Origin of the sequence: Nocardioides sp. CPCC 205120 (genome assembly GCF_048654585.1) — a bacterium.
In the GTDB taxonomy this organism is placed as follows: Bacteria; Actinomycetota; Actinomycetes; order Propionibacteriales; family Nocardioidaceae; genus Nocardioides.
In genome coordinates this window covers 466,467-488,243 of the sequence record NZ_JBMCYY010000003.1, presented here as the reverse complement: position 1 = coordinate 488,243, position 21,777 = coordinate 466,467, and the positions used below count along the sequence as shown (strand labels likewise).

The 21,777-nt window shown below is 73.6% G+C and carries 17 protein-coding genes; 1 reads left to right on the top strand and 16 read right to left on the bottom strand.

All coding sequences use genetic code 11. The annotated features are described in order from the left end of the window. Positions 1-177: 177 nt before the first annotated feature. Positions 178-1,899 (bottom strand): ABC transporter ATP-binding protein, encoded by a 1,722-nt coding sequence (locus ACOACO_RS18305; RefSeq protein ID WP_420297718.1) that lies wholly within the window; start codon positions 1,897-1,899, stop codon positions 178-180. 44 nt (positions 1,900-1,943) lie between these two features. Here ACOACO_RS18305 and ACOACO_RS18300 point away from each other — a divergent pair, with 44 nt between their 5' ends. Then, on the top strand, positions 1,944-2,537 hold the full coding sequence (locus tag ACOACO_RS18300; protein ID WP_420297717.1) for a PH domain-containing protein: 594 nt from the start codon (positions 1,944-1,946) through the stop codon (positions 2,535-2,537). Positions 2,538-2,551: 14 nt separating this feature from the next. Here ACOACO_RS18300 and ACOACO_RS18295 read toward each other — a convergent pair whose 3' ends face one another. The 15 genes from ACOACO_RS18295 to smc all read right to left on the bottom strand — a co-directional run bounded on the left by ACOACO_RS18295 (position 2,552) and on the right by smc (position 21,693). Beyond that, the gene (locus ACOACO_RS18295; RefSeq protein WP_420297716.1) at positions 2,552-3,601 is read right to left on the bottom strand and encodes an ABC transporter permease; all 1,050 of its coding nucleotides are present in this window, start codon (positions 3,599-3,601) and stop codon (positions 2,552-2,554) included. 49 nt (positions 3,602-3,650) lie between these two features. After that, complete coding sequence (locus ACOACO_RS18290; RefSeq protein ID WP_420297715.1) at positions 3,651-5,192, bottom strand: ABC transporter permease; 1,542 nt, start codon at positions 5,190-5,192, stop codon at positions 3,651-3,653. 178 nt (positions 5,193-5,370) lie between these two features. Beyond that, positions 5,371-7,188 (bottom strand): ABC transporter substrate-binding protein, encoded by a 1,818-nt coding sequence (locus ACOACO_RS18285; RefSeq protein ID WP_420297714.1) that lies wholly within the window; start codon positions 7,186-7,188, stop codon positions 5,371-5,373. Between the two features lie 223 nt (positions 7,189-7,411). Further along, a complete protein-coding gene (locus tag ACOACO_RS18280; protein ID WP_420297713.1) occupies positions 7,412-8,491 on the bottom strand; it encodes an amidohydrolase family protein in 1,080 nt (359 codons plus the stop codon). A gap of 105 nt (positions 8,492-8,596) precedes the next feature. Beyond that, the gene (locus tag ACOACO_RS18275; protein ID WP_420297712.1) at positions 8,597-9,418 is read right to left on the bottom strand and encodes a hypothetical protein; all 822 of its coding nucleotides are present in this window, start codon (positions 9,416-9,418) and stop codon (positions 8,597-8,599) included. Between the two features lie 12 nt (positions 9,419-9,430). Beyond that, positions 9,431-9,580 carry a type IV toxin-antitoxin system AbiEi family antitoxin domain-containing protein gene (locus ACOACO_RS18270; protein WP_420297711.1) on the bottom strand — a complete coding sequence of 50 codons (150 nt, stop codon included), beginning with the start codon at positions 9,578-9,580 and terminating at the stop codon, positions 9,431-9,433. Positions 9,581-9,794: 214 nt separating this feature from the next. Next, positions 9,795-10,166, bottom strand: coding sequence for an NYN domain-containing protein (locus tag ACOACO_RS18265; RefSeq protein ID WP_420297710.1), 372 nt, complete (start codon positions 10,164-10,166; stop codon positions 9,795-9,797). 31 nt (positions 10,167-10,197) lie between these two features. Then, positions 10,198-11,769, bottom strand: a complete 1,572-nt coding sequence (ffh, locus tag ACOACO_RS18260) for a signal recognition particle protein (protein ID WP_420297709.1) — start codon at positions 11,767-11,769, stop codon at positions 10,198-10,200. Between the two features lie 130 nt (positions 11,770-11,899). Further along, positions 11,900-14,140 (bottom strand): [protein-PII] uridylyltransferase, encoded by a 2,241-nt coding sequence (locus ACOACO_RS18255; protein WP_420297708.1) that lies wholly within the window; start codon positions 14,138-14,140, stop codon positions 11,900-11,902. A 34-nt stretch (positions 14,141-14,174) separates the two neighbouring features. Beyond that, positions 14,175-14,513: a P-II family nitrogen regulator gene (locus ACOACO_RS18250; RefSeq protein WP_420297707.1), complete on the bottom strand. Its 339-nt coding sequence runs from the start codon at positions 14,511-14,513 to the stop codon at positions 14,175-14,177. 2 nt (positions 14,514-14,515) lie between these two features. Next, positions 14,516-15,826 (bottom strand): ammonium transporter, encoded by a 1,311-nt coding sequence (locus ACOACO_RS18245; RefSeq protein WP_420297706.1) that lies wholly within the window; start codon positions 15,824-15,826, stop codon positions 14,516-14,518. 206 nt (positions 15,827-16,032) lie between these two features. After that, on the bottom strand, positions 16,033-17,202 hold the full coding sequence (ftsY, locus tag ACOACO_RS18240) for a signal recognition particle-docking protein FtsY (protein ID WP_420297705.1): 1,170 nt from the start codon (positions 17,200-17,202) through the stop codon (positions 16,033-16,035). An 86-nt stretch (positions 17,203-17,288) separates the two neighbouring features. After that, complete coding sequence (locus tag ACOACO_RS18235; protein ID WP_420297704.1) at positions 17,289-17,471, bottom strand: hypothetical protein; 183 nt, start codon at positions 17,469-17,471, stop codon at positions 17,289-17,291. Between the two features lie 104 nt (positions 17,472-17,575). After that, positions 17,576-18,040: an acyl-CoA thioesterase gene (locus ACOACO_RS18230; protein WP_420297703.1), complete on the bottom strand. Its 465-nt coding sequence runs from the start codon at positions 18,038-18,040 to the stop codon at positions 17,576-17,578. Continuing rightward, positions 18,037-21,693: a chromosome segregation protein SMC gene (gene smc / locus ACOACO_RS18225; RefSeq protein ID WP_420297702.1), complete on the bottom strand. Its 3,657-nt coding sequence runs from the start codon at positions 21,691-21,693 to the stop codon at positions 18,037-18,039. The genes ACOACO_RS18230 and smc overlap by 4 nt, the downstream gene beginning before the upstream one ends. Between the last annotated feature and the right edge of the window lie 84 nt (positions 21,694-21,777).

Sequence of the window (21,777 nt, the reverse complement as noted above, 5' to 3'; positions counted from 1 at the left end):
GATGGGGCTCGGTTCCGGGGTGGGGACCCGTTCTCCTGCCCCGATGGGCGGTCGGCACGCGGGTGAGAGGGTCCGCGAGCCGCACGACTCGACCGGCCATGATGCCAGACCCGGGACCCGCGGGGAAATCGCCCCGTGCGGCTCCCGGACCGCGTCGGCCGGCCGCTCGCGCCGAGGTCAGCTGGCCGGCTCCTGCGCCTCGAGCAGGGCGTCGCGGCGCTCGCGCCGGGCACGCTGCTCCTCGGGGTCCGGCACGGGTACGGCGGCGACCAGCCGCTGCGTGTAGGCCTCCCGCGGCTGGGTGCAGATCTGCGCGCTCGTGCCGAGCTCGACGAGCCGGCCGTGGTGCATCACGGCGATCCGCGAGGCCAGCATCTCCACGACGGCGAGGTCGTGGCTGATGAAGAGGCACCCGAACCCGTACTCGCGCTGCAGCTCCTGGAACAGGTCGAGCACGCGGGCCTGCACCGAGACGTCGAGCGCCGAGGTGGGCTCGTCGGCCACCAGCAGCTGCGGCTCGAGCGCCAGGGCGCGGGCGATGCCCACGCGCTGGCGCTGCCCGCCCGACAGCTCGTGCGGGTAGCGGTTGCGCATGGCCCGCGGGAGGTGCACCTGGTCCAGCAGCGCCTCGACCCGGCGGCTGAGCTCGGTGCCCCGCACGCCGGTGTGGAGGCGCAGCGGCTCGCCGATCGACTCCCCCACGGGGATGCGCGGATTGAGCGACGACCCCGGGTCCTGGAAGACGATGCCGACGCGGCGGCGCAGGTCCGCCAGGTCGCGCTTGCGGGCGCTGGCCATGTCCACCCCGTCGACGCGCAGGCTGCCGCCCGCGACCGGCAGCAGGCCGACGGCCGCCCGCCCGATCGTCGTCTTGCCCGAGCCCGACTCGCCGACGAGGCCGACGACCTCGCCCTTGGCGATGGTGAACGAGACGCCGTCGACCGCACGGAAGACCGGCTGCGAGCCCCGCTTCGGGTACTCCAGCACGAGGTCCTCCAGCTCGAGGACCGGGCCGCCGAGGGCCACGCCGTCGACGACGGTGCGGTCCTTCTCGTTGACGACGGTGCTCGTGTGCCGCCCGAAGTGGGGCACCGCCGCGAGCAGCTGCTGGGTGTAGGGGTGCTGCGGGCGCGTGAACACGTCGGTGGTCGCGCCGCGCTCGACGACACGGCCGTCCTTCATGACGATCATCCGGTCGGCCATGTCGGCGACCACGCCCATGTCGTGGGTGATGATCACGATGCCCGAGTCGATGCGGTCCTTCAGGTCGGTGATCAGCTTGAGGATCTCCGCCTGCACCGTCACGTCGAGGGCCGTCGTCGGCTCGTCCGCGACCAGCAGCGTGGGCTCGCACGACAGCGCCTGCGCGATCATCGCGCGCTGGCGCTGGCCGCCGGAGAGCTGGTGGGGGAACGCGTCGAAGCGGCGCTCGGGCTCGGGGATCTCGACGAGCCGCAGCAGCTCGAGCGCGCGCTCCCGCGCGGCCGCCGGCGACATCGAGAAGTGCGAGCGCAGTGCCTCCACGATCTGGAAGCCGATCGGGTAGACGGGGTTCAGCGCGGTCATCGGCTCCTGGAAGATCACGGCGATCTCCTTGCCGCGCACCTTGCGCTGGGCCCCGCCGCGCAGGCCGAGCACCTCGCGCCCGTTGAGCTTCGCGCTCCCCCGGGCCCGGCCGTTCGGCGGGAGCAGGCCGAGCAGGGACATCGACGACTGGGTCTTGCCCGACCCGGACTCGCCGACGATCGCCAGCACCTCGCCCGGCGCCACCGAGTAGGAGACGTCCTGGGCGGCCGGGATCCACTGGTCGTCGACGAAGAACTCGACGGTCAGGTCGGTGACCTCGAGGACGGGCGGGCGGCCCGCGGTGTCGTCCCGGGGCTTGTCGAGGCTGGTCACTGGGCACCTTCCACGGTGGTTCGGCGGTCTGCGAGGCTGCGGTCATGACGAGTTCGACCGCCGGAGCCGGCGCCGGCAGTGGCGGCCCCACCCCGTACGTCCAGGTCTACCGGCCGGGCTTCGCCCGCGCCCTGGGCGGGACGCTCGTCGCGCTGGCCGTTGCCGTCGTCGTGCTGCTGGTCATCACGGGAGGCCCGGACGCCCTGCTGCGCTACACGGGCGGCGTCGCGCTCGTCGGGCTCGTCGGCTACCTCGGCTACTGGCGTCCCCACGTGCTCGTGGACGAGCACGGCGTCGAGGTGCGCAACCCGCTCCGCTCGGTGCGGGTGCCCTGGACGGCCCTGCTGCTCGTCGACGGCCGCTACGGCCTGCGCCTCGTCACGGCCGAGGGCCGGTACGACGCGTGGGCCGCCCCGGCGCCCACCGGCATGGCGCGCGCCCGGCACCAGACCAGCGCCTGCGCCACGATGGTCACCCGTCGCTGGGAGCGCGAGACCGGGCTGGCGGACCCGGCCGGCCGCGCCCGCGCCGCGGACGCCCCGGTCGGCGCCTGGGACCGCGACGAGGCCGCGACCGGCGCGGCCGCGGTGCTGGCCGCGCTGGCCGTGCTCGGCCCGCTCCTGGCCCTCCTGGTCTGACCCGACGGCCGCCGTCACGAGGCGGCCCTCGCGTCCTGGCGCGCCATGCGACCCGCGGCCCGGGCCATCTTGCGGGCCGAGGGGATCTTCTTCTGCCGCGGGTCGAAGGCGTCGCGCAGTCCGTCGCCGACGAAGTTGATCGACAGCGCCAGCGCGATGACGAACAGTCCGGGCCACCAGAAGAGCCAGGGCCGCGTGTTGAAGGCCTGCTCGTAGTCCGAGATCATCTTGCCCAGCGACGTGCCCGTCTGGATGCCGAAGCCGAGGTAGCTCAGCGACGCCTCCAGGATCACCGCGGCCGCCATGAGCAGCGTCGTGTTGACGATGACGACGCCCATCGCGTTCGGGATCATGTGCTTCACGATGATCCGGAAGTCGCTGGCCCCCGCCACGCGTGCGGCGTCCACGAACTCCCGCTCGCGCAGCGACAGGAACTCGGCCCGCACGAGCCTGGCCAGCGTCGTCCAGCTGACCGCGCCGAGCACGACGGCCAGGATGAACGGCCCCGCCGCTCCCACCATCTTGCCCAGCACGGCGCCGATCACGATGAGCGGGAACGTGATGATGAGGTCCGTCAGGCGCATGAGGGCCTGGTCGGTCGCACCGCGGTAGAAGCCCGCGAGCGCGCCGATCGCCATGCCGAGCATCGCGGAGACGCTGCCGACCACGATCATCACCAGCAGCGACGTCTGGGTGCCCTGCATGGTGCGGGCGAAGATGTCGCGGCCCAGCTCGTCCTGGCCGAACGGCGCGTCGCCGAAGGCGAGCCCGTCGCCCCCGAGCCACGTGGGCAGACCCATGGTGGGTGTGCCCTGCGGGTTCACGAGGGGGTTCTGGTCGCTCGGGGCGTGCTTCCACCAGCCGGGGAGCGGACCGACGCCGATCGAGGTGACGGCCAGCAGGGCGATGAGGGCGATGGCGGCGAGCCCCGCCATCGCTCCCCGGTGCCGCAGGAAGCGGCGGCGGATGATCTGGCCCTGCGACAGGCCCGCGACGTCCTTGAGCTCGATCGCGTTCTCCGAGCGCTCCTCGGGGATGCCCGAGGGAGGGGTGTCGATCGTCATGCCGTCGCTCCTTCCGCTGCGGCCTGCGGGGTGGTCGTGCGCGCGTCGCTCATGCCGCCACCCGGATCCGCGGGTCGAGCACGGCGTAGAAGAGGTCGGCGACGAAGTTCGCCACCACCGCGAGGATCGCGATCACGAGCAGGTAGCCCATGATCGGGTCGATGACGTTCGCATCGAGGTAGTTGGCGAACAGCCAGCCCATGCCCCGCCAGTTGAAGATCCGCTCGGTGATGACCGCGCCACCGACGAGCGTGATGATGTCGACCGGCACGATCGAGGCCAGCGGGATCAGCGCGTTGCGGAACGCGTGGCGCATGATCACGGTGCGCTCGGTCAGGCCCTTCGCCCGCGCCGTGCGGATGTAGTCCTGCCCCAGCACCTCGAGCGTGCTGGCCCGCGAGTAGCGCGAGTACGACGCGAACGAGATGAGCACGAGGGTCAGCGTCGGCAGCAGCAGGTGGCCGAACAGGTCGAGGGTGTTGAGCCAGAAGCCCGAGTCGAAGCCGGGCGTGCGCCGCGACGCCGTCGAGATGGGACGCCCGCGGATGAGGCCGTGGTCGACGTAGTTGTCCCACGAGCTCATGAGGCGGTCGACGAAGAGCAGGCCGGCGACGGGCAGGGCGGTGATGGCCGCCGTACGGGCCACGGTCCAGCGGTCCGGACCGCCCCAGGCCAGGCCCACGCCGAGGCCGACGAGCACGGCCAGCACGCCCAGCCCGAGCACGATCGGCCACGAGGCGTCGACGTAGTACCAGAGGTAGAGCACCGGGTAGTAGAGCGCGACGCCCAGCGCCGCCACCGTCAGCGAGGCGTAGAGCGAGCGCCGGTCGCTGAGCCCGGTCGACAGGGCGGTGATGCCGAAGGCCATGCCGACGCCGAGGACGGCGACCAGCACGATGCCGAGGCCGGGGGTCACGAGGAAGTCGGTGAGGTCGACGTACAGCATCACGGCGAGGCTCACGAGGGCGGCGATGCCGAACACCCGCAGGCGGCGCGCGACGGTCCCCCCGACCGCGGCCATCACGACCGTGGCCGTGCCGAGCACGACGAGTGCGTGGAACCACCAGGCGATCTGGGGGTCGTCGAGGAAGTCGTTGAACTTGATGGCCAGGAACTGCTTGAGCAGCACGGCCACCCAGAAGGTGGGCAGCGAGTAGAGCACGAAGGACACGAAGGTCAGGCCGTAGTCGAAGCCCGAGTACTGCCGCAGGGCGCTCACGATGCCGACGAAGACGCCCAGGATGATCGCGAGCAGCGTCGCGACCGTGACGAGCTGCAACGTGGTGGTGACCGCGCCGGACAGGAGCTCCGTCGTCGGGGTACCGGTGCGCCAGTCACGGCCGAGGTCACAGCTGCCGATGAGGCAGCGGCTCGCGCCGGAGAGCCAGTCCAGGTACCGCAGGAGCACGGGCGAGTCGAGGTCGAGCATCGCCGTCCGGGCCGCGATGCGGTCCTCGGCACCGGGGCGGGTGTCCGTCCGCAGGTCCTCGAGGGGATCGATCGCGATGTCGACCAGGACGTACATGACGACCGTCGAGACCAGCACGACGAGGACCGACGTCATCAGCCGTCGGGCCAGGAACATGAGCATGCGTCACACCTTCGCAGAAGGGTCGGGCACGCAGCCGGGCACCACCGAGGGCCTCGTGCCGCGCGGGATCGGGGCAGCGCGCGGCGCCGTCACGTCCGACAGGACGTGGGCGCACAGGGGGCGGGGACCGTCGGTCGTCGACCGACGGCCCCCGCCCTTCGTTGCGCAGCCGGAGCTGTCAGTCGACGAGCGACCAGTTCCAGTAGCCGTGGAAGATGGTCGGGCTCAGCGGAGCCGGCTCGACACCCTCGAGGCGCTCGGAGTTCCAGGCCGCCACCGACGGGAACTGGAACAGCGGCAGGCCGTACGCGTTGTCGTACAGCATCTGGTCGATCTGCGTCTGCAGCTCGACCTGGCGGTCCTCGTCCGTGGTCACGGACAGCTCGTCCCACAGGGCGTCCATGGCCGGGTCGGTGTACCCGGTCAGGTTGTTGAGGCCACCCGTGTAGTACGTCGCCTGCGACTCGGTCACACCGGTCGAGGTCGACTGCCACGCGAAGAACGCGGCGTCGTAGGTGCCGTCACCGAGCTTGGAGCCCCAGTCGACGTTGCGCGCGTCCTCGATCACGAAGCCGGCCTCCTCGAGGGCGGGCTTGATGATCTCGAACTGGTTCTCGCGACGGACGTTGTCGGCCGCGAACATGATCCGCACGGTCGGGGCGGACACGCCCACGCTCTCGAGCAGCGCCGCGGCAGCAGCCGGGTCGGACTCGGCGTACTCGTCGGAGCCGTTGCCGCCGACGATCTCGTCGTACGTCGGGGAGCCCGGCGTCACGATGAAGGAGTCACGCGTCTCGGCGCCCTCCTCGAGCGGCGCGATGAGCCGGTCGATGATGTCCTGGCGCGGGTACGCCGTCAGGAAGGCCTGGCGCACGGTGCGCGCGGTCTCGGCGTCGCCGTCGTAGGTCGCCGGGTCGAACGGGCCGCCGTTGTCGACGACGAGGTCGACGTGCTCGTAGCTGGCCTCGACGCCGGTCTCGACCTCGGTGCCGTCGATGTTCTGCAGGGCCTCGACGATGTCGGTCGTGGCCTGCGGGCCGACCAGGTCGATCTCGCCGTTGGCGAGCTGCTGCGCCTGGGCGTTCGGGTCCTCGTTCCACTGGACCGTCACGGTCGGGATGGAGGCCGGGCGGTCACCCGTGTACTCCGGGTTCTCCTCGAGCGTGGCGTACTGGCCGTCCTCCATCTCCGTCAGCACGTAGGCGCCGCTGGAGAGGTAGAGGGACTCGTCCTCGGGGAGGCTCTTGAAGTCGAAGCCCGAGTTCCAGAACGACGACACGGGACCGAGCACGGCCGGGTCGTTCTCGAGGACGGCGTCGATGAGGGCCTGCTTGGCCTCCATCGGGTCCGCGATGTCGAGCGCGTTCATGACCGTCGCGTGGGCGGCGACGCCGCCGCCGTCGATCTGGAGCTCCCAGTCGGCGAAGGGCTCGCTGTAGGTCAGCGTCATCGACTTGTTGTCGTCGGAGATCTCCGGCGTCTCGGTCAGCGGGAGACCCGCGGACGAGCTGTCGAAGTAGACCTGGCCCTCGCCGAGCACCGGGACGTTGTTGTCGTCGGTCTCGACCTCGGCGGCCTCGATGGTGTTGACCTTGCCGCTGCCGGCGGCCCAGGCGAGGAGGAGGTCGGCGGCGTCGACGGGCGTGCCGTCGGACCACTTCGCGTCGTCCGCGACGGTGTACTTCACCGTCAGCGGGTCGTCGCTGACCTTCTCGTAGGTGCCGAAGGACTCGTCGGTCTGCAGCTCCTGGTCGGCGTCGTAGAAGTTCATGGTCGAGCGCGTCAGGTACACCAGGATGGCGTTCGCGGTCGCGTTGCCGTTCGACGTGTCGTCGTTGTACGAGAAGAACGGCTGGTTCCACCCGACGGTGATGCGCTCGGCACCACTGTCGCTGTTGCCCTCGTTCTCGTTCTCGTCCTCCGGCGGCGCGCATGCGGCCAGGGCCGCGCCGAGAGCCACTGCAGTCGTCGCAGCAGCGATCTTCCTGAGTCTCACGAATCCTCCAGGTGTAGGTCAGATGCACAGCCCCGCGCCGTTCCGAGACCTCCCGGACGGCGCCGTGCCGCGGAAACGTAACCCGTGGGCAGGAGGGCGAACAGGTCCCGGCATCGTCTAGACCTCTATCGTTACGCAAGCGAGACTTGCGGCCGACCGGCCCACCGGGCCCCAGGACGGCGGCCGAGGCGGCCTCCCCACCGGAACCTGTCCGGCCGTTCGCTCAGGAACCGGAGACGATCCGGCCGCGCAGCACGACGGCGACCGGACGGTGCAGGGTGGCGAGGTCGACCAGCGGGTCGGCGCGCGTCACGATGAAGTCCGCTGGCGCGCCCTCCTCCAGGGTCGCGTTCCACCCCAGCCACTCGCGGGCCCGCCACGAGGCCGCGCCGAGGGCGTCGCGCACCGGCAGGCCGAGCGCCGCGAGCGCCACCACCTCCCCGACGATGTTGCCGTGGCGGGCCACTCCCCCGCCGTCGGACCCGGCGTACATCGGGACACCGGCCTCGAACGCGCCCATGAGCGTGTCGCGCCGCCGTACGTGCAGGTCCGTCATGGTCGAGGCGTACGCCGGGAACCGCGCCGCGCCCGCCGTGGCGTGCTCGGGGAACTTGTCGAGCTGCATGACGGTCGGCACGAGCGCCGTGCCGGCCGCGGCCATGCGCTCGACCAGGTCGGGCGTCAGGCCGGTGCCGTGCTCGATGCAGTCGATGCCGGCCTCCACCAGCCCGGGCAGCACCTCGTGGCCGAAGCAGTGGGCGGTGACCTTCGCGCCGTTCTCGTGCGCGGCCGCGATGGCCGCGGCGAAGGCCTCCGGCGGGAACGACGGCGTCAGGTCGCCCGCCTCGCGGTCGATCCAGTCGCCGACGAGCTTCACCCAGCCGTCGCCGCGCCGGGCCTCGACCGCGACCTGGGCGGCCAGGTCGGCCGGCTCGACCTCGGCGGCGTACCCGCGGATGTAGCGCCGGGTGCGGGCCACGTGACGCCCCGCCCGGATGAGGCGCGGCAGGTCCTCGCGCTCGTGCATCCAGGAGGTGTCGAGCGCGGACCCGCAGTCCCGGATGAGCAGCGCTCCCCCGTCGCGGTCGGCCACCGCCTGCGCCTCGGCCTCGGCGTCGTCCACCGCCCCGTGGTCGTCGAGACCGATGTGGCAGTGGGCGTCGACGAGACCGGGGACGATCCACCCCTCGGCCGCGGTCTCCGCCCCCGCCTGCGGCTCGTGGGTGACGTGGCCGTCGACGACGTAGAGGTCGCGCACCTCGCCGTCGGGCAGCACCGGACCTCGGAACCTCTGCACGGTCATGGACCGCACGCTAGCGGGGGTGCGGCGCTCGAGGTGCTGGGGATTCCCCGCCTAAGCGGGGAATCATGTGCTCTGCGGCCAATGCCTGGATCGCAGAGCACATGGTCAGGACGCAGAGTTCAATCGCAAGCGCCGCCGTGCACGACCCCGTTCGAGGGCCGTGCGGATGCGTTCAGCGGTGGGGCCCGGCGCCGCGAGGTCGACCCACGTGATCCGGATGCACTCCCACCCGGTGGCCGCCGCGATGCGTTCTTGTCGACGCTTCTCCCGGAGGACCACGTCGGCCACGGTCTCGCCGGGCCGCAGCAAGGTCGTGTACTTCACCCGGCCGTCGAACTCGACGAAGACCCCCGCGTCGGGAAAGGCGAAGTCGACCCGCCCGAGCAGGCGTCCTCCGTCACGCACCTCGTGCTGCGGAACGGCTCCCCTGATGCCGTGGCAGTGGAACAGGTACGCCGTCCGGGACTCGCCGACCGTCTCCACCCGACGATCCGCCAGGGACAGCAGCACGGGTGCCGCCAGGGTCCCGGGCCAGTGCTGCGCCTGCTGCGCCGAGGCGGCCAGGTCCTCCGGAGTCATCAGCCCCCGGTGCAGGAAGTCGTTGGCGACGCAGAGGGCCGTCTCGACGCCCGCGGTCGACAGGACCTCCAGTGCAGCGCGCGCCGGTGCGGTGTGGGAGAGGCCGCGGGTGGTCTCGAGCTCCTCCTCCTGCACGACGACACGGTGGCGCCGCACACCGGCCTCGGCCCGGCCGCTCCGCGCGTCCTGGCGAGCGACGTGCACCTCGCCCAGGTCCACCCCCCAGTCGGGCCCGCCGTGGAGGACGACACTCGTCGCGTGGGAGAACGCGACCTGCGCTCGTGCGGCGCGGCGCACGGCGCAGGCGGAGAGCACGTGGCGTTCGCGGTCGTCAGCCGCGTCCCACACCGGGGCCGCGACTTACGCCCCGTGCCGCACACGACGCCACCGGCCGCTGCGCAGCTCGCGGGCGATCGCGTTGTCGTCGTACCCGGCCGCCACCGCGTCACGGCGGAGGAAGACTCCATGGTCGGACGCGACCAGCGCGAGGTCGGGATGCAGTTCGGACATGCGAGGAGGTTGCCCGCCCCAGACGCCTGGGAGCCGGCTGCCGGGCGCTTCGGTGGACGGACGTCGGCACTCCGGACGCTGTGGACGAGATCCGGCCCCGGAACACGCGCAGGATCACGGGGCCACCGACTCTGCGACCGAACCATGTGCTTTGCGGCCCAGGCATCGACCGTAAACCACATGGTTCCCCGCTTAGGCGGGGAAACTTTGAGACCTAAATCCGGTCCAGCAGCCAGGTCGGGCCGACGGCGACGGCGCCGAGGTGGGTGACGCGGGCCTGCAGGGCGCGGTCGGCGGTGACGACGGTGACGCGGGTGCCCACGGCCTCGGCGGCCTCGGCGACCTGCCGCACGATCTCGGCGTCGCCGTCACGAGCGGCGTGCACGGTGCGGACGTCGCCGTCGCGCCCGGCGCGCACGCCGGCCTTCGCGCCGCCCTCGAGCACCAGCACGACCTCGTCGGCGTCGACATCGGCCGTCATGAGGCCCTCGTGCAGGCGCCGCGCGGCGCCGGCACGGTCCTTCCACCAGCCGTCGGGGCGGGCGCCGACCACGTTGGCGCCGTCGACGACCAGCACCCTTCGCACGTGCACGACCCCCCCGACCGCGGTCAGCGGGTCACTTGAGGAACTTGGAGAAGTCGGCCGGCAGGTCCAGCGCCGCGGCGGCCTGCTCGTAGTCGACCGGGCCGTCGGCGTTCCCGAACGGGTTGCCCGGGGCGGCGGCGGCCTTCTCCTTCGCCGCCTTCGCCTGCTCGGCGGCCTTGGCCGGGTTGCCGGACCGCTTCGCGCCCTTGCCCTTCTTCTGCTGGGGCTTGGCCTTGCCGCGCTTGGGGCCGCCCATGCCCGGCATCCCGGGCATGCCCGGCATCCCCGGCATGCCACCGCCGCGCGCCATCTGCTGCATCATCTTGCGCGCCTCGAAGAAGCGGTCGACGAGCTGGTTGACGTCGGAGACCTGGCGGCCCGAGCCCTTGGCGATGCGGGCCCGGCGCGACCCGTCGATGATCTTCGGGTTGGCGCGCTCGGCCGGCGTCATCGACTGGATGATCGCCTGGATGCGGTCGATCTCGCGCTCGTCGAAGTTCTCCAGCTGGTCGCGGAACTGCGCCATGCCGGGGAGCATCCCCATGATCTTCGACAGCGAGCCGAGCTTGCGGACCTGCTGCATCTGCTCGAGGAAGTCGTCGAGGGTGAAGTCGCCGCCCTGGCCCGACAGCTTCTGCGCGGCCTTCATCGCCTGCTCGGCGTCGAAGGTCTTCTCGGCCTGCTCGATGAGGGTGAGCACGTCGCCCATGTCGAGGATGCGCGAGGCCATCCGGTCGGGGTGGAACAGGTCGAAGTCGGTCATCTTCTCGCCGTTGGAGGCGAACATGACCGGCTTTCCGGTGATCGAGGCGATCGAGAGCGCCGCGCCACCGCGGGCGTCGCCGTCCAGCTTGGTGAGGACGACCCCGTCGTACCCGACCCCGTCGAGGAACGCCTGGGCGGTCGTCACCGCGTCCTGGCCGATCATCGCGTCGACGACGAAGAGCACCTCGTCGGGGCGCACGGCGTCGCGGATGTCGGCGGCCTGCTGCATGAGCTCGGCGTCCACGCCGAGGCGGCCGGCGGTGTCGACGATGACGACGTCGTGCAGGCGGCGCTTGGCCTCGTCGATGGAGGCGCGCGCGACCTGGACGGGGTCACCGACGCCGTTGCCGGGCTCCGGCGCGAACACGGGTACGCCGACCCGCTCGCCGTTGACCTGCAGCTGGCGCACCGCGTTGGGGCGCTGCAGGTCGCACGCCACGAGCAGCGGCGACTTGTCCTGCTCCTTCAGCCACAGCGCGAGCTTGGCCGCCAGCGTCGTCTTGCCCGCGCCCTGGAGGCCGGCGAGCATGATGACGGTCGGGCCGTTCTTCGCGTAGCGCAGCCGGCGGGTCTCCCCGCCGAGGATGGCCTGCAGCTCCTCGTTGACGATCTTGACGATCTGCTGCGCCGGGTTGAGTGCCTGCGACACCTCGGAGCCGCGGGCCCGCTCCTTGACCGCGCCGACGAACTCCTTGACCACGGGGAGCGCGACGTCGGCCTCGAGCAGCGCGATGCGGATCTCGCGTGCGGTGGCGTCGATGTCGGCCTCGGAGAGCCTGCCCTTGCCGCGCAGGTTCTTGAACGTGGCCGACAACCGGTCGGAGAGTGTGGCGAACAACCTGGTCCTCGGGCTCGTCTCGGGAGAGGGCCGCGCGGCGCGCGCGACCGCAGGGGGTACGACGTCCCAGGGTAACCGGCCCCGCCCCCGCACGACGCAGCCGCGGGACCCGCGGCGGGCCCGGAGGGGCTCAGGCGCGCCGTACCGTCGCGGTGAGCACGTCGCGCAGGGCGTGCGCCGCCTGGGCGGCGCGCTCGTCGGACAGGGCGCCCGCGGCGTCCTCCTGCACGTAGAACACGTCGACGGCCTGCGGCCCCAGGGTCGAGATGTGGGCGGAGCGCACGGACACGCCCAGGTCGGCCAGCGTGCGGCACACCAGGGCGACGACGCCCGGGCGGTCGTCCATCCGCACCTCGATCACGGTCGCGGTGGTCGACGCCTCGGGGCGCACCACCACCGACGGGTCGCGGCGCGAGGTGACCTGGCGCGCGATGCGCTCGCGGGGGTCGAGGCGGCCCTCGGCGATGGCCGCCACCTGCTGGCGCAGCACGGCGACGTCCACCTCGTCGGCGGTCTCCCACACCGACACCGCGAACCGGTCCTGCGACCACGCCCGCGCGGCCCGCACCGGCACGCGCTGCACGGCCAGTGCCGCCGCCACGTCGGCGAGCACGCCGTTGCGGTCCGCGGCCACCGCGGTGACCCGGGCGCCGTCGCCGACCCGCTCGACGTCGACCGCGACCGCCCGCCCGTCGGCGTGCACCTCGACGGGCACGACCCACTCCTGGTCCGGCCCGCGGGGCGCGGGCGCACCCGTCGCCTGCGCGAGCAGGGCGGCGAGGGTACGGCGGGACAGCTGCCGCACCAGCCCCGCCCGCCACGTCGACCACGCCTTCGGCGAGGTGGCCCGGCAGTCGGCCTCGGTCAGCGCGCCGAGCAACGAGAGCGCCTCGGGCGTGCGGAGGTGCTCGGCGACGAGCGCGACCGTGGCCGGGTCGTCCGGGTCGCGGGTCGTCGCGGTCTCCGACAGCAGCAGGTGCCAGCGCACCAGGTCGCCGACGAGGTCGACCTCGTCGGGGGCGAACCCGATCCGCTCCGCGACCGCCCGCGCGATCGGCTCCCCCGCCACGCTGTGCTCGGTCAGCCCGCCCTTGCCGATGTCGTGGAGCAGCGCCGCGACCATGAGCACGTCGGGCCGGGCCACGGTGCGGATGAGTGCGCCGGCCTCGATGCAGGTCTCCACCACGTGGCGGTCGACGGTGAAGCGGTGGATGGCCGAGGCGTGCGGGAGGCTCCGGATGCGCGACCACTCCGGCAGCAGGCGGACGACGACCCCGGTCTCCTCCAGGGTCGACCAGACGTCGAGCAGCCCGCGCCCCGACGCGAGCAGGCGCACCAGCAGCTGCCGGGCCTCGGCCGGCCAGGGTTCCGGCAGCGGGGCGGACTCGCGGGCCAGGCGCGCCGCGGTGGCGGGCGCGAGGAGCACGTCGCGCTCGGCCGCCTCCGCGGCGGCCCGCAGCACGAGCACCGGGTCCTGCGCGGGGCGCGCGCCGCGGTCCAGCACCACCTCTCCGGCGGCCAGCGCCACGCCGGGGGCGATGCGCTGCAGCCCGGGCGTGCGGGGCCGGGTCGGCACCCGCTCCTGGGCCAGCACGGCGTCGACCCGGCGCCAGGTGGTGCGCGAGATGTGGTCGATGCGCCGCCCCAGGTCCCGCACGTGCACCTGGGCGGCGACGGCGTCGGGCAGCTCGAGGTGCTTCGCCAGCTCCTCCCACGCCTCCGGGGCGATGCGGTCGGTGGCCCGGCCGGCGAGGTCGTGCACGTGGTCGCGCACGTCGAGCAGCGCCCGGCGGGCGTGGGCGAGGTCGGTGTGGGGGATGTCGACGAGCCAGGTGGCGACCAGCGCCTTGAGGACCGTCGCGTCCCGCAGTCCGCCCTCGGCCTCCTTCACGTCGGGCACGGAGGCGTGGGCCAGCTCGCCGACCAGCTCGTGCCGGGCGCGCACCAGGGCGCGCAGGTCGACGAGGCGCTCGCGGGCGCCGCGCCGCCACTCGGCGAGGAGCAGGGAGCGCAGCCGCAGGGTCAGCCCGGGGTCGCCCGCCAGGTGGCGCACGTCGAGCAGACCGAGCGCGACCTTGAGGTCGGCCGCCGAGGCCTCCGTCGTGCCGCTGACGCTGCGCACGGAGTGGTCGATCCTCGCCCCGGCGTCCCACAGCGGGTACCAGACCCGGCTGCCCAGCTCGCCGGCGTCGACCCCGTCGTCGTGCACGAGCACGACGTCGAGGTCCGAGTACGGCGCGAGGTCGCCGCGGCCGTAGCCCCCGACGGCGACCAGCGCCGTACCCGTGTCGCCACCGCCCGAGGCGGCGTACGCCCGCGCGCACAGCGCGTCGGCCTCGGCGGTGCGGCGCGCCCGGTCGCGCGCCGTCACCGCCGCTCCCCCGCCGGGGGACGACCCGTGGAGGTCAGATCGCCGCTCCGTCGCGGTCCCCGGTGCGGACGCGCACGACGGTGTCGATGCCGGAGACCCAGACCTTGCCGTCGCCGATCCGCCCCGTCTGGGCGGTCTTCACGATGATGCCGACGATGTCGTCGGCGTCCGCGTCGTCGACCACGATCTCGATGCGGATCTTGGGCACGAGCGCGATGTCGTACTCCGCGCCGCGGTAGACCTCCGTGTGGCCCTTCTGCCGGCCGTACCCGCTGACCTCGCTGACGGTCATCCCGGTGACGCCGAAGGTCTCGAGGGCCTCCCGGACGTCCTCCCACTTGTGCGGCTTGATGACTGCGGTGACGAGCTTCATGGTCACGCTCCTTCTGCGAGGTGGTGGGTCCCGCCGATGCCGCTCCGGGCGCCGACGAGATCGTAGGCGGACTCTCCGTGCTCGAGGCCGTCGATGCCCTCGATCTCGTCGTCGCCCTCGATGCGGAGGCCGACGACCATCTTGACGAGCAGGCCGACCGCGAGGGTGGCGAGGCCAGCCCAGACCATGGCGAAGACGGCCACGGCGACCTGGACGACGAGCTGCTTCAGCCCGTCGCCGTAGAGCAGGCCGCCCGAGGTGGCGAGGAACCCGATGCCGACGGTGCCGATGAGGCCACCGACCAGGTGCACACCGACCACGTCGAGCGAGTCGTCGTACCCCAGGCGGTACTTGAGGCCGACGGCGAGGGCGCAGACGGCGCCCGCGACGAGGCCGAGCACGATGGAGCCGACCGGCGAGAGCGCACCGCAGGCCGGGGTGATGGCGACGAGGCCCGCGACGACGCCGGAGGCGGCGCCCAGCGAGGTCGCCTTGCCGTCGCGCATCTTCTCGACGAGCAGCCAGCCGACCATGGCGCCGCACGTGGCCACGGTGGTGTTGAGCCAGACGAGGCTGGTCTCGGAGAGCCAGTAGGCCCCCGCCTCGTCCCCGGTGAGGTCGCCGGGGATCCACGAGCCGACGTTGAAGCCGAACCAGCCGAACCACAGCAGGCCGGCGCCGATCATCGTCAGGGGGAGGTTGTGGGGCCGCATGGGCTCGCGGCCGAAGCCGAGGCGCTTGCCCAGCAGCAGCGCGAGCACGAGGCCCGCGACGCCGGCGTTGATGTGGACGACCGTGCCGCCCGCGTAGTCGATCGGCGCGACCTCCGCGCCCCCGTCACCGGCGAAGATCATGTCGGCCAGGCCGCCGGCCGCGCCGCTGAGGAAACCGCCGCCCCACACCATGTGCGCGAGCGGGAAGTAGGACAGCGTGACCCAGATCGGCACGAAGACGAGCCAGGCCGAGAACTTGAGGCGGTCGGCCACCGCGCCGCTGATGAGGGCGGCGGTGAGGACCGCGAAGGTCAGCTGGAAGCCGACCGTCAGGTACGTCGCGCCCTCGACGTCGCGCAGCCCGAACAGCTCGAAGGGGTTCGCGAAGAGCATCGCGACGTCCTGCGAGCCGTACGACATCGACCAGCCCCACAGCACGTAGACGATGCCGACGACACCCATGGCGGAGAACGACATCATCATCATGTTGAGGACGGACTTCGAGCGGCTCATGCCGCCGTAGAAGAGTGCGAGGGCGGGCGTCATCAGCAGCACGAGCGACGCCGAGGCCAGCATCCACGCTTGCAGGCCGTAGTCCATGGGACCTCCAGGATCGGGCGTGCCGTGGGGGTGGCGCGCGGCACCCGGTGTGTCCCGCAGCCCCACGGCCGTGGCGGCAACCCTCGACCCCTGAGGTTTCCCCGCGTCCTCGCCCGTGTTTCGGGCAGGAAACACGACCCCGCCGCGTGTTACTTCCCGATGACGGCGGGTCCCTGGTGCGACCGGGCCGGGCTCGGCCCGGGCGGTCAGCCCAGCAGCGCGTCGACGAAGGCGCCGGCGTCGAAGGGCGCCAGGTCGTCGGGGCCCTCGCCCAGGCCGACCAGCTTGACCGGCACGCCGAGCTCGCGCTGCACGGCGACGACGATGCCGCCCTTGGCGGAGCCGTCGAGCTTCGTCAGCACGATGCCCGTCACGTCCACGACCTCGCTGAAGACGCGGGCCTGCACCATGCCGTTCTGGCCGGTGGTGGCGTCGAGGACGAGGAGCACCTCGGTGACGGGAGCCTGCTTCTCGATGACGCGCTTGACCTTGCCGAGCTCGTCCATCAGGCCGGCCTTGTTCTGCAGGCGGCCGGCGGTGTCGACGAGGACGGTGTCGACGCCCTCGTCGACACCCTGCTTGACGGCCTCGAACGCGACGCTGGCCGGGTCGGAGCCCTCGGGGCCCCGCACGACGGGCACGCCGACCCGCTCGCCCCAGGTGCCGAGCTGCTCGACGGCGGCCGCGCGGAAGGTGTCGGCCGCGCCCAGGACGACCGAGCGGTCCTGCGAGACGAGGATGCGGGCGATCTTGCCGACCGTCGTGGTCTTGCCCGCGCCGTTGACGCCGACGACGAGCACGACGCCGGGACGGCCGTCCTCACCGGTCACGTTGAGGCGGCGGTCCATGTCGGGACCGACGAGGGTGACGAGCTCCTCGCGCAGCACCGTGCGCGCGTCGGGGGCACCGCCCTCGACCCGGAGCCGGGTGCGCAGCGCGTCCACGAGCTCCTGGGTGGGCGCGACGCCGATGTCGGCCGTGAGGAGCGTGTCCTCGATGTCCTCCCACGAGTCCTCGTCGAGGCGGTCGCGGGACAGGATCGCGAGCAGGCCGCGTCCCAGCGCGCCCTGCGAGCGGGAGAGCCGCTGGCGCAGCCGGACGAGGCGGGAGGCCGTGCCCTCCGGGCGGTCGAGGACCGGCGCGGCGGGCGCCGCGACCTCCGGCTCCTCAGTGTCCGTGCCCTCGAGGTCGGGGTCCGCCGTGCCGGGCCCCCCCGGGGGCGCGTCCGCGGGCGGGGCCGGGCGCTCGGGGGCGAGGACGTCGCGGTGCTCGACCGGCGGGGCCGAGCGCCGGCGGGACCCGCCGACCAGCAGCCCGCCGAGCAGGAGGACGGCTGCGACGGCGACGCCGATGACCAGGTAGAGCCACTCTTCCATGGGGCCCATCCAACCACCCGCCGTCCGTGACCCGGGGGTCGGGAGCGGCGGGCCGGGAGGAGCCCCGGTGGTCGGCGGCCCGCGCCTCAGCGGCGCAGGTGCAGGTCCTCGTCCTCGCGGATCACGGGCAGCTCGGGGACGGCGGCGCGGACCCGCTGCACCCACGGGTGGGTCGGGGCGTCGGACGCCTTCGCCGAGCTGGCGGCCAGCACGACGACGGCTCCGGCGACGACGAGGATGACGAGCATCGACAGGGCGACGACGAGCAAGAGGAGCCTCCGGGAGGACAGGGAAGGACACGCGTGGGATTCATGGTGGCACGACCGGCCAACAACCCTCGCAACGCCGCGGAGGCCCCCCGCCGCGGACCCCGTCAGGGGCGCAGCAACGGCTCCACGGCGGCCCGGATCTCGGGCGGGAGCGGGGCCGTCGGCCGGTTGCCCGCGCCGTGCGTGTTGTCGACGTACACGTGGACGAAGCGGCCCTCGGCGGCCGCCTCCTCCTCGGGTCCGCCGTCCGGCCCCTGGAACAGGCCGATGCGGTAGACGACCGACGACGTCCCGATGCGGTCGACCACGAGACCGGTGTCGATGGGGTCCGGGAACCCCAGCTCGCGGAAGTAGCGGCAGGACGTCTCGGCCACCACCCCGATCCGGGGCAGCGCCCGCACGTCGACGCCGGTGGCCTCGTACAGGTGGGCGTTGACCGCGGTGTCGAACAGCTCGTAGTACGTCGCGTTGTTGAGGTGGCCGTAGGCGTCGTCGTCCCGCCACCGCGTCGTGACCCGGCGCCAGGCGACGAAGTCGGCCCGCGTCGGGCGGGGTGCGCGCTCGCTCATGCCCCCACCACCTCGTTCGGCTGGTCCTGCCCGGCCCGCTCGGGGCGCTCCCCGTCCCGCAGCCGCTGGCTGATCACCGTCGAGACCCCGTCGCCTCGCATCGTCACGCCGTACAACGCGTCCCCGACCTCCATCGTCCTCTTCTGGTGGGTGATCACGAGGAGCTGCGAGCTCTCCCGGAGCTCCTCGTAGATCTGGAGCAGGCGCCCCAGGTTCGTGTCGTCGAGCGCCGCCTCGACCTCGTCCAGGATGTAGAACGGCGAGGGCCGCGCCTTGAACAGGGCGACGAGGAAGGCGACCGCGACGAGCGACCGCTCGCCGCCCGACAGCAGCGACAGCCGCTTGACCTTCTTGCCCGGCGGGCGGGCCTCGACCTCGACGCCGGTGGTCAGCAGGTTGTCGGGGTCGGTGAGCAGCAGGCGACCCTCGCCGCCCGGGAACAGCCGCGCGAACACGTGGTCGAAGGCGGCCCGCACGTCCTCCCACGCCTCGCCGAACACCTGCTCCACCCGGGCGTCCACCTCGCGCACGATGTCGAGCAGGTCGCGCCGCGTGCGTCGCACGTCCTCCAGCTGCTCGGTGAGGAACTGGTGGCGCTCCTCGAGCGCCGCGAACTCCTCGAGGGCCAGCGGGTTCACCTTGCCCAGCTGGGCCAGCGCCCGCTCGGCCGAGCGCAGCCGCTTGGCCTGCTCCTCCCGCACGTACGGCGTGGTGCGCGGCGCCGCCGGCTCGCCGCCCTCCCCGGCGCCGTCGGTCTCGTCGGTGTCACCGGCGCCGGGCACGGTCTCGTCCGGGGGCAGCGGGACGGGTACGTCGGGGCCGTACTCGGCGACGAGCACGTCCGCCTCGACCCCGAGCTCCTCGATGGCCCGGTCCTCCAGCTGATCGATGCGCATGCGCTGCTGGGCCCGGGCCATCTCGTCGCGGTGGACGCTGTCCACGAGCTGGTCGTGCTCGCGACCGAGGTCGCGCAGCCGGGCCCGCACCGCCAGCAGCTGCTCCTCCCTCTCCCGGCGCGACTCCTCGACCTGGGTACGGCCGACCGCGGCCTCCGCGACGGAGAGCTCGAGGCGGGCCAGCGCGACGTCGGCGCCCGCGACGACCGCGCGTGCGGCGGCGGCCTGGCGGCGTACCCGCTCGCGGCGCTCGGCGGCCCGGGCCCGGGCCTCGCGCTCCTGCCGGGCCTGGCGCAGCAGGCTGTCGGCGCGGCCGGTCAGGGAGCGGGTGCGCTCCTCGGAGGTGCGCAGCGCGAGGCGGGCGTCCATCTCCGCCTGCCGGGCGTCGCGGGCCGCGGCGGCCAGCTCCTCCCGGTCGGTGGTGTCGGGCTCCTCCTCGGGCGACGACTCGGCGCGGGCGAGCCGCTCCTCGAGGTCGGCGAGACCGGCGACGCCCTCCTCGCGGGCCCGCTCGGCGGCGGCGATGGCGGCGCCGAGGCGCTCCGCCTCTCCCCGCGCGGCGCGGGCGTGGGCGCCGTGCTGCGCCAGCTCCTCGGCCACGGCGGCGAGGGCGGCGTCGGACTCGTGCAGCCGGGCCAGCGAGACGTCCACCCGCTGGCGGGCGGCGGCGCGCTCGGTCTCGGCGGAGCGGAGCGAGAAGGTGAGGCGCTCGACCTCGGCGCTCGCGGTCACGAGGGCCTCGGCGGCCTCGTCGACCGCGGCCTGGACCTCCAGCAGGCTCGGCTGGGCCTGGGACCCGCCGACCGCGTGGTGACCGCCCAGCACGTCGCCGTCGCGCGTCACGGCGACGAGGTCGGGGGCGTCGGCCAGCACGGCCGCGGCCTGCTCGAGGTCGGCCACGACCACGACGTCCGCGAGCAGCCGGTCGACCGCGGCCCGCACCTCGGCCGGCGCCTCGACCACCTCCCGCGCCCAGGTCGCGTCCGCGGGCAGCCCGGGCAGCGCGGGCGCGGGGTCCGCGGCGCGGGGGGCGTCGGGCCCGCCCGCGACGACGAGGCTCGCCCGCCCCGCGTCGTCCTGCTTGAGCAGGTCGATCGCGGCGAGCGCGGCGTCCCTGCCGCTCACGACCACCGCGTCGGCGGCGGCGCCGAGGGCGGCCGCGACCGCGGTCTCGAACCCGGCCCGGACGGCGAGGACCGACGCGGCCGGGCCCAGCACACCGTCGACCCGGTCGCCCGCGGCGAGCAGCGCGCCCGCCGCGTCCTTGCGGGTGAGGCCCAGCTCGAGGGCCTCCTTGCGGGCGACCAGCGCGGCCCGGTGCTGCTCGGCCTGCTGCAGCGCGGCCCGCACGCCGGCGATCGTCTCCTCGACCTCGGCCAGCGCCTCGCTGGCCTCCTCGTGCTCGGCGTCGAGGCCCTCCTCGCCCGCGTCGAGGCCCGCCACCTCGGTCTCGAGCGCGGTGAAGTCGCGCTGCGCCTGCTCGGCGCGGGCGACCGCGTCGGCGCGGGCCAGCACGAGCCGGCCCACCTCGTCCTCCGCGGCCCGCGCCCGCGAGCGCACGGCGTTGACCTGCCCGACGAGGCGCGCGAGGCCCTCGCGGCGGTCGGCGGCGGCGCGCTGCAGCGCCGCGATCCGCCGCTCCTCCGCCGTGGCGGCCTCCTCGGCCTCGACGCGGCGCGCGACGGCCCGCTCGAGGGCGGCCGCCCGCTCCGCGACCTCCGCGGCGCCGCGCTCCTCCTCCTCGCGCGCCCGGGCGGCGTCGGCCTCGAGGCGGTCGGGGTCGCGTCCCGTGCCGACGGGCCCCTCCCCCACCTGGGAGGTGCGCACGCGCTCCGCCGCGAGCGAGCGGGTGCCCTGGAGGCGGTCGCGCAGGCCCGCGAGCGCGAACCACGTCTCCTGGGCCGCAGCGAGCGCGGGCAGGTCCTCGCGCAGTGCGGCCTCGACGCTCGCCTCCTGCGCGCGGGCGGCCTCGAGCTCGGCGGCCACCGCTGCGCGGCGCTCGAGCAGGACGGTCTCGTCGGCGATCTCCTGCGCCAGTGCCGTGCGGGCGGTGACGAGGTCGTCGGCCAGCAGCCGGGAGCGGGCGTCGCGGGCGTCGGCCTGCACGGTCTGGGCGCGCCGCGCGACCTCGGCCTGGCGCCCCAGCGGCTTGAGCTGGCGGCGGATCTCGCTCAGCAGGTCGGCCAGCCGGTTGAGGTTGCCCTCGGTCGCGTCGAGCTTGCGGAGCGCCTTCTCCTTGCGCTTGCGGTGCTTGAGGACGCCCGCGGCCTCCTCGATGAAGCCGCGCCGGTCCTCGGGCGTGGCGCGCAGGATCGAGTCGAGCTGGCCCTGGCCGACGATGACGTGCATCTCGCGCCCGATGCCCGAGTCGCTCAGCAGCTCCTGCACGTCGAGCAGCCGGCAGGCGGTGCCGTTGATCGCGTACTCCGAGCCGCCGTTGCGGAACATCGTGCGGCTGATGGTGACCTCGGCATACTCGATGGGGAGGGCGCCGTCGGTGTTGTCGATCGTCAGCTGCACCTCGGCGCGGCCCAGCGGCGGGCGGCCGGAGGTGCCGGCGAAGATGACGTCCTCCATCTTGCCGCCGCGCAGGCTCTTCGCCCCCTGCTCCCCCATCACCCACGCGAGCGCGTCGACGACGTTGGACTTGCCCGACCCGTTGGGGCCGACGATGCAGGTGATGCCGGGCTCGAGCTGCAGGGTCGTCGAGGACGCGAAGGACTTGAACCCCCTCAGGGTCAGGCTCTTCAGGTACACGCGCGCCCTCCTCGCCGGCCGCCGCCGCGGACCCTCGCGGGCCCGTGCGTCGGGCCAGGCTAGTACGCCGCACCCCCGGCCCGC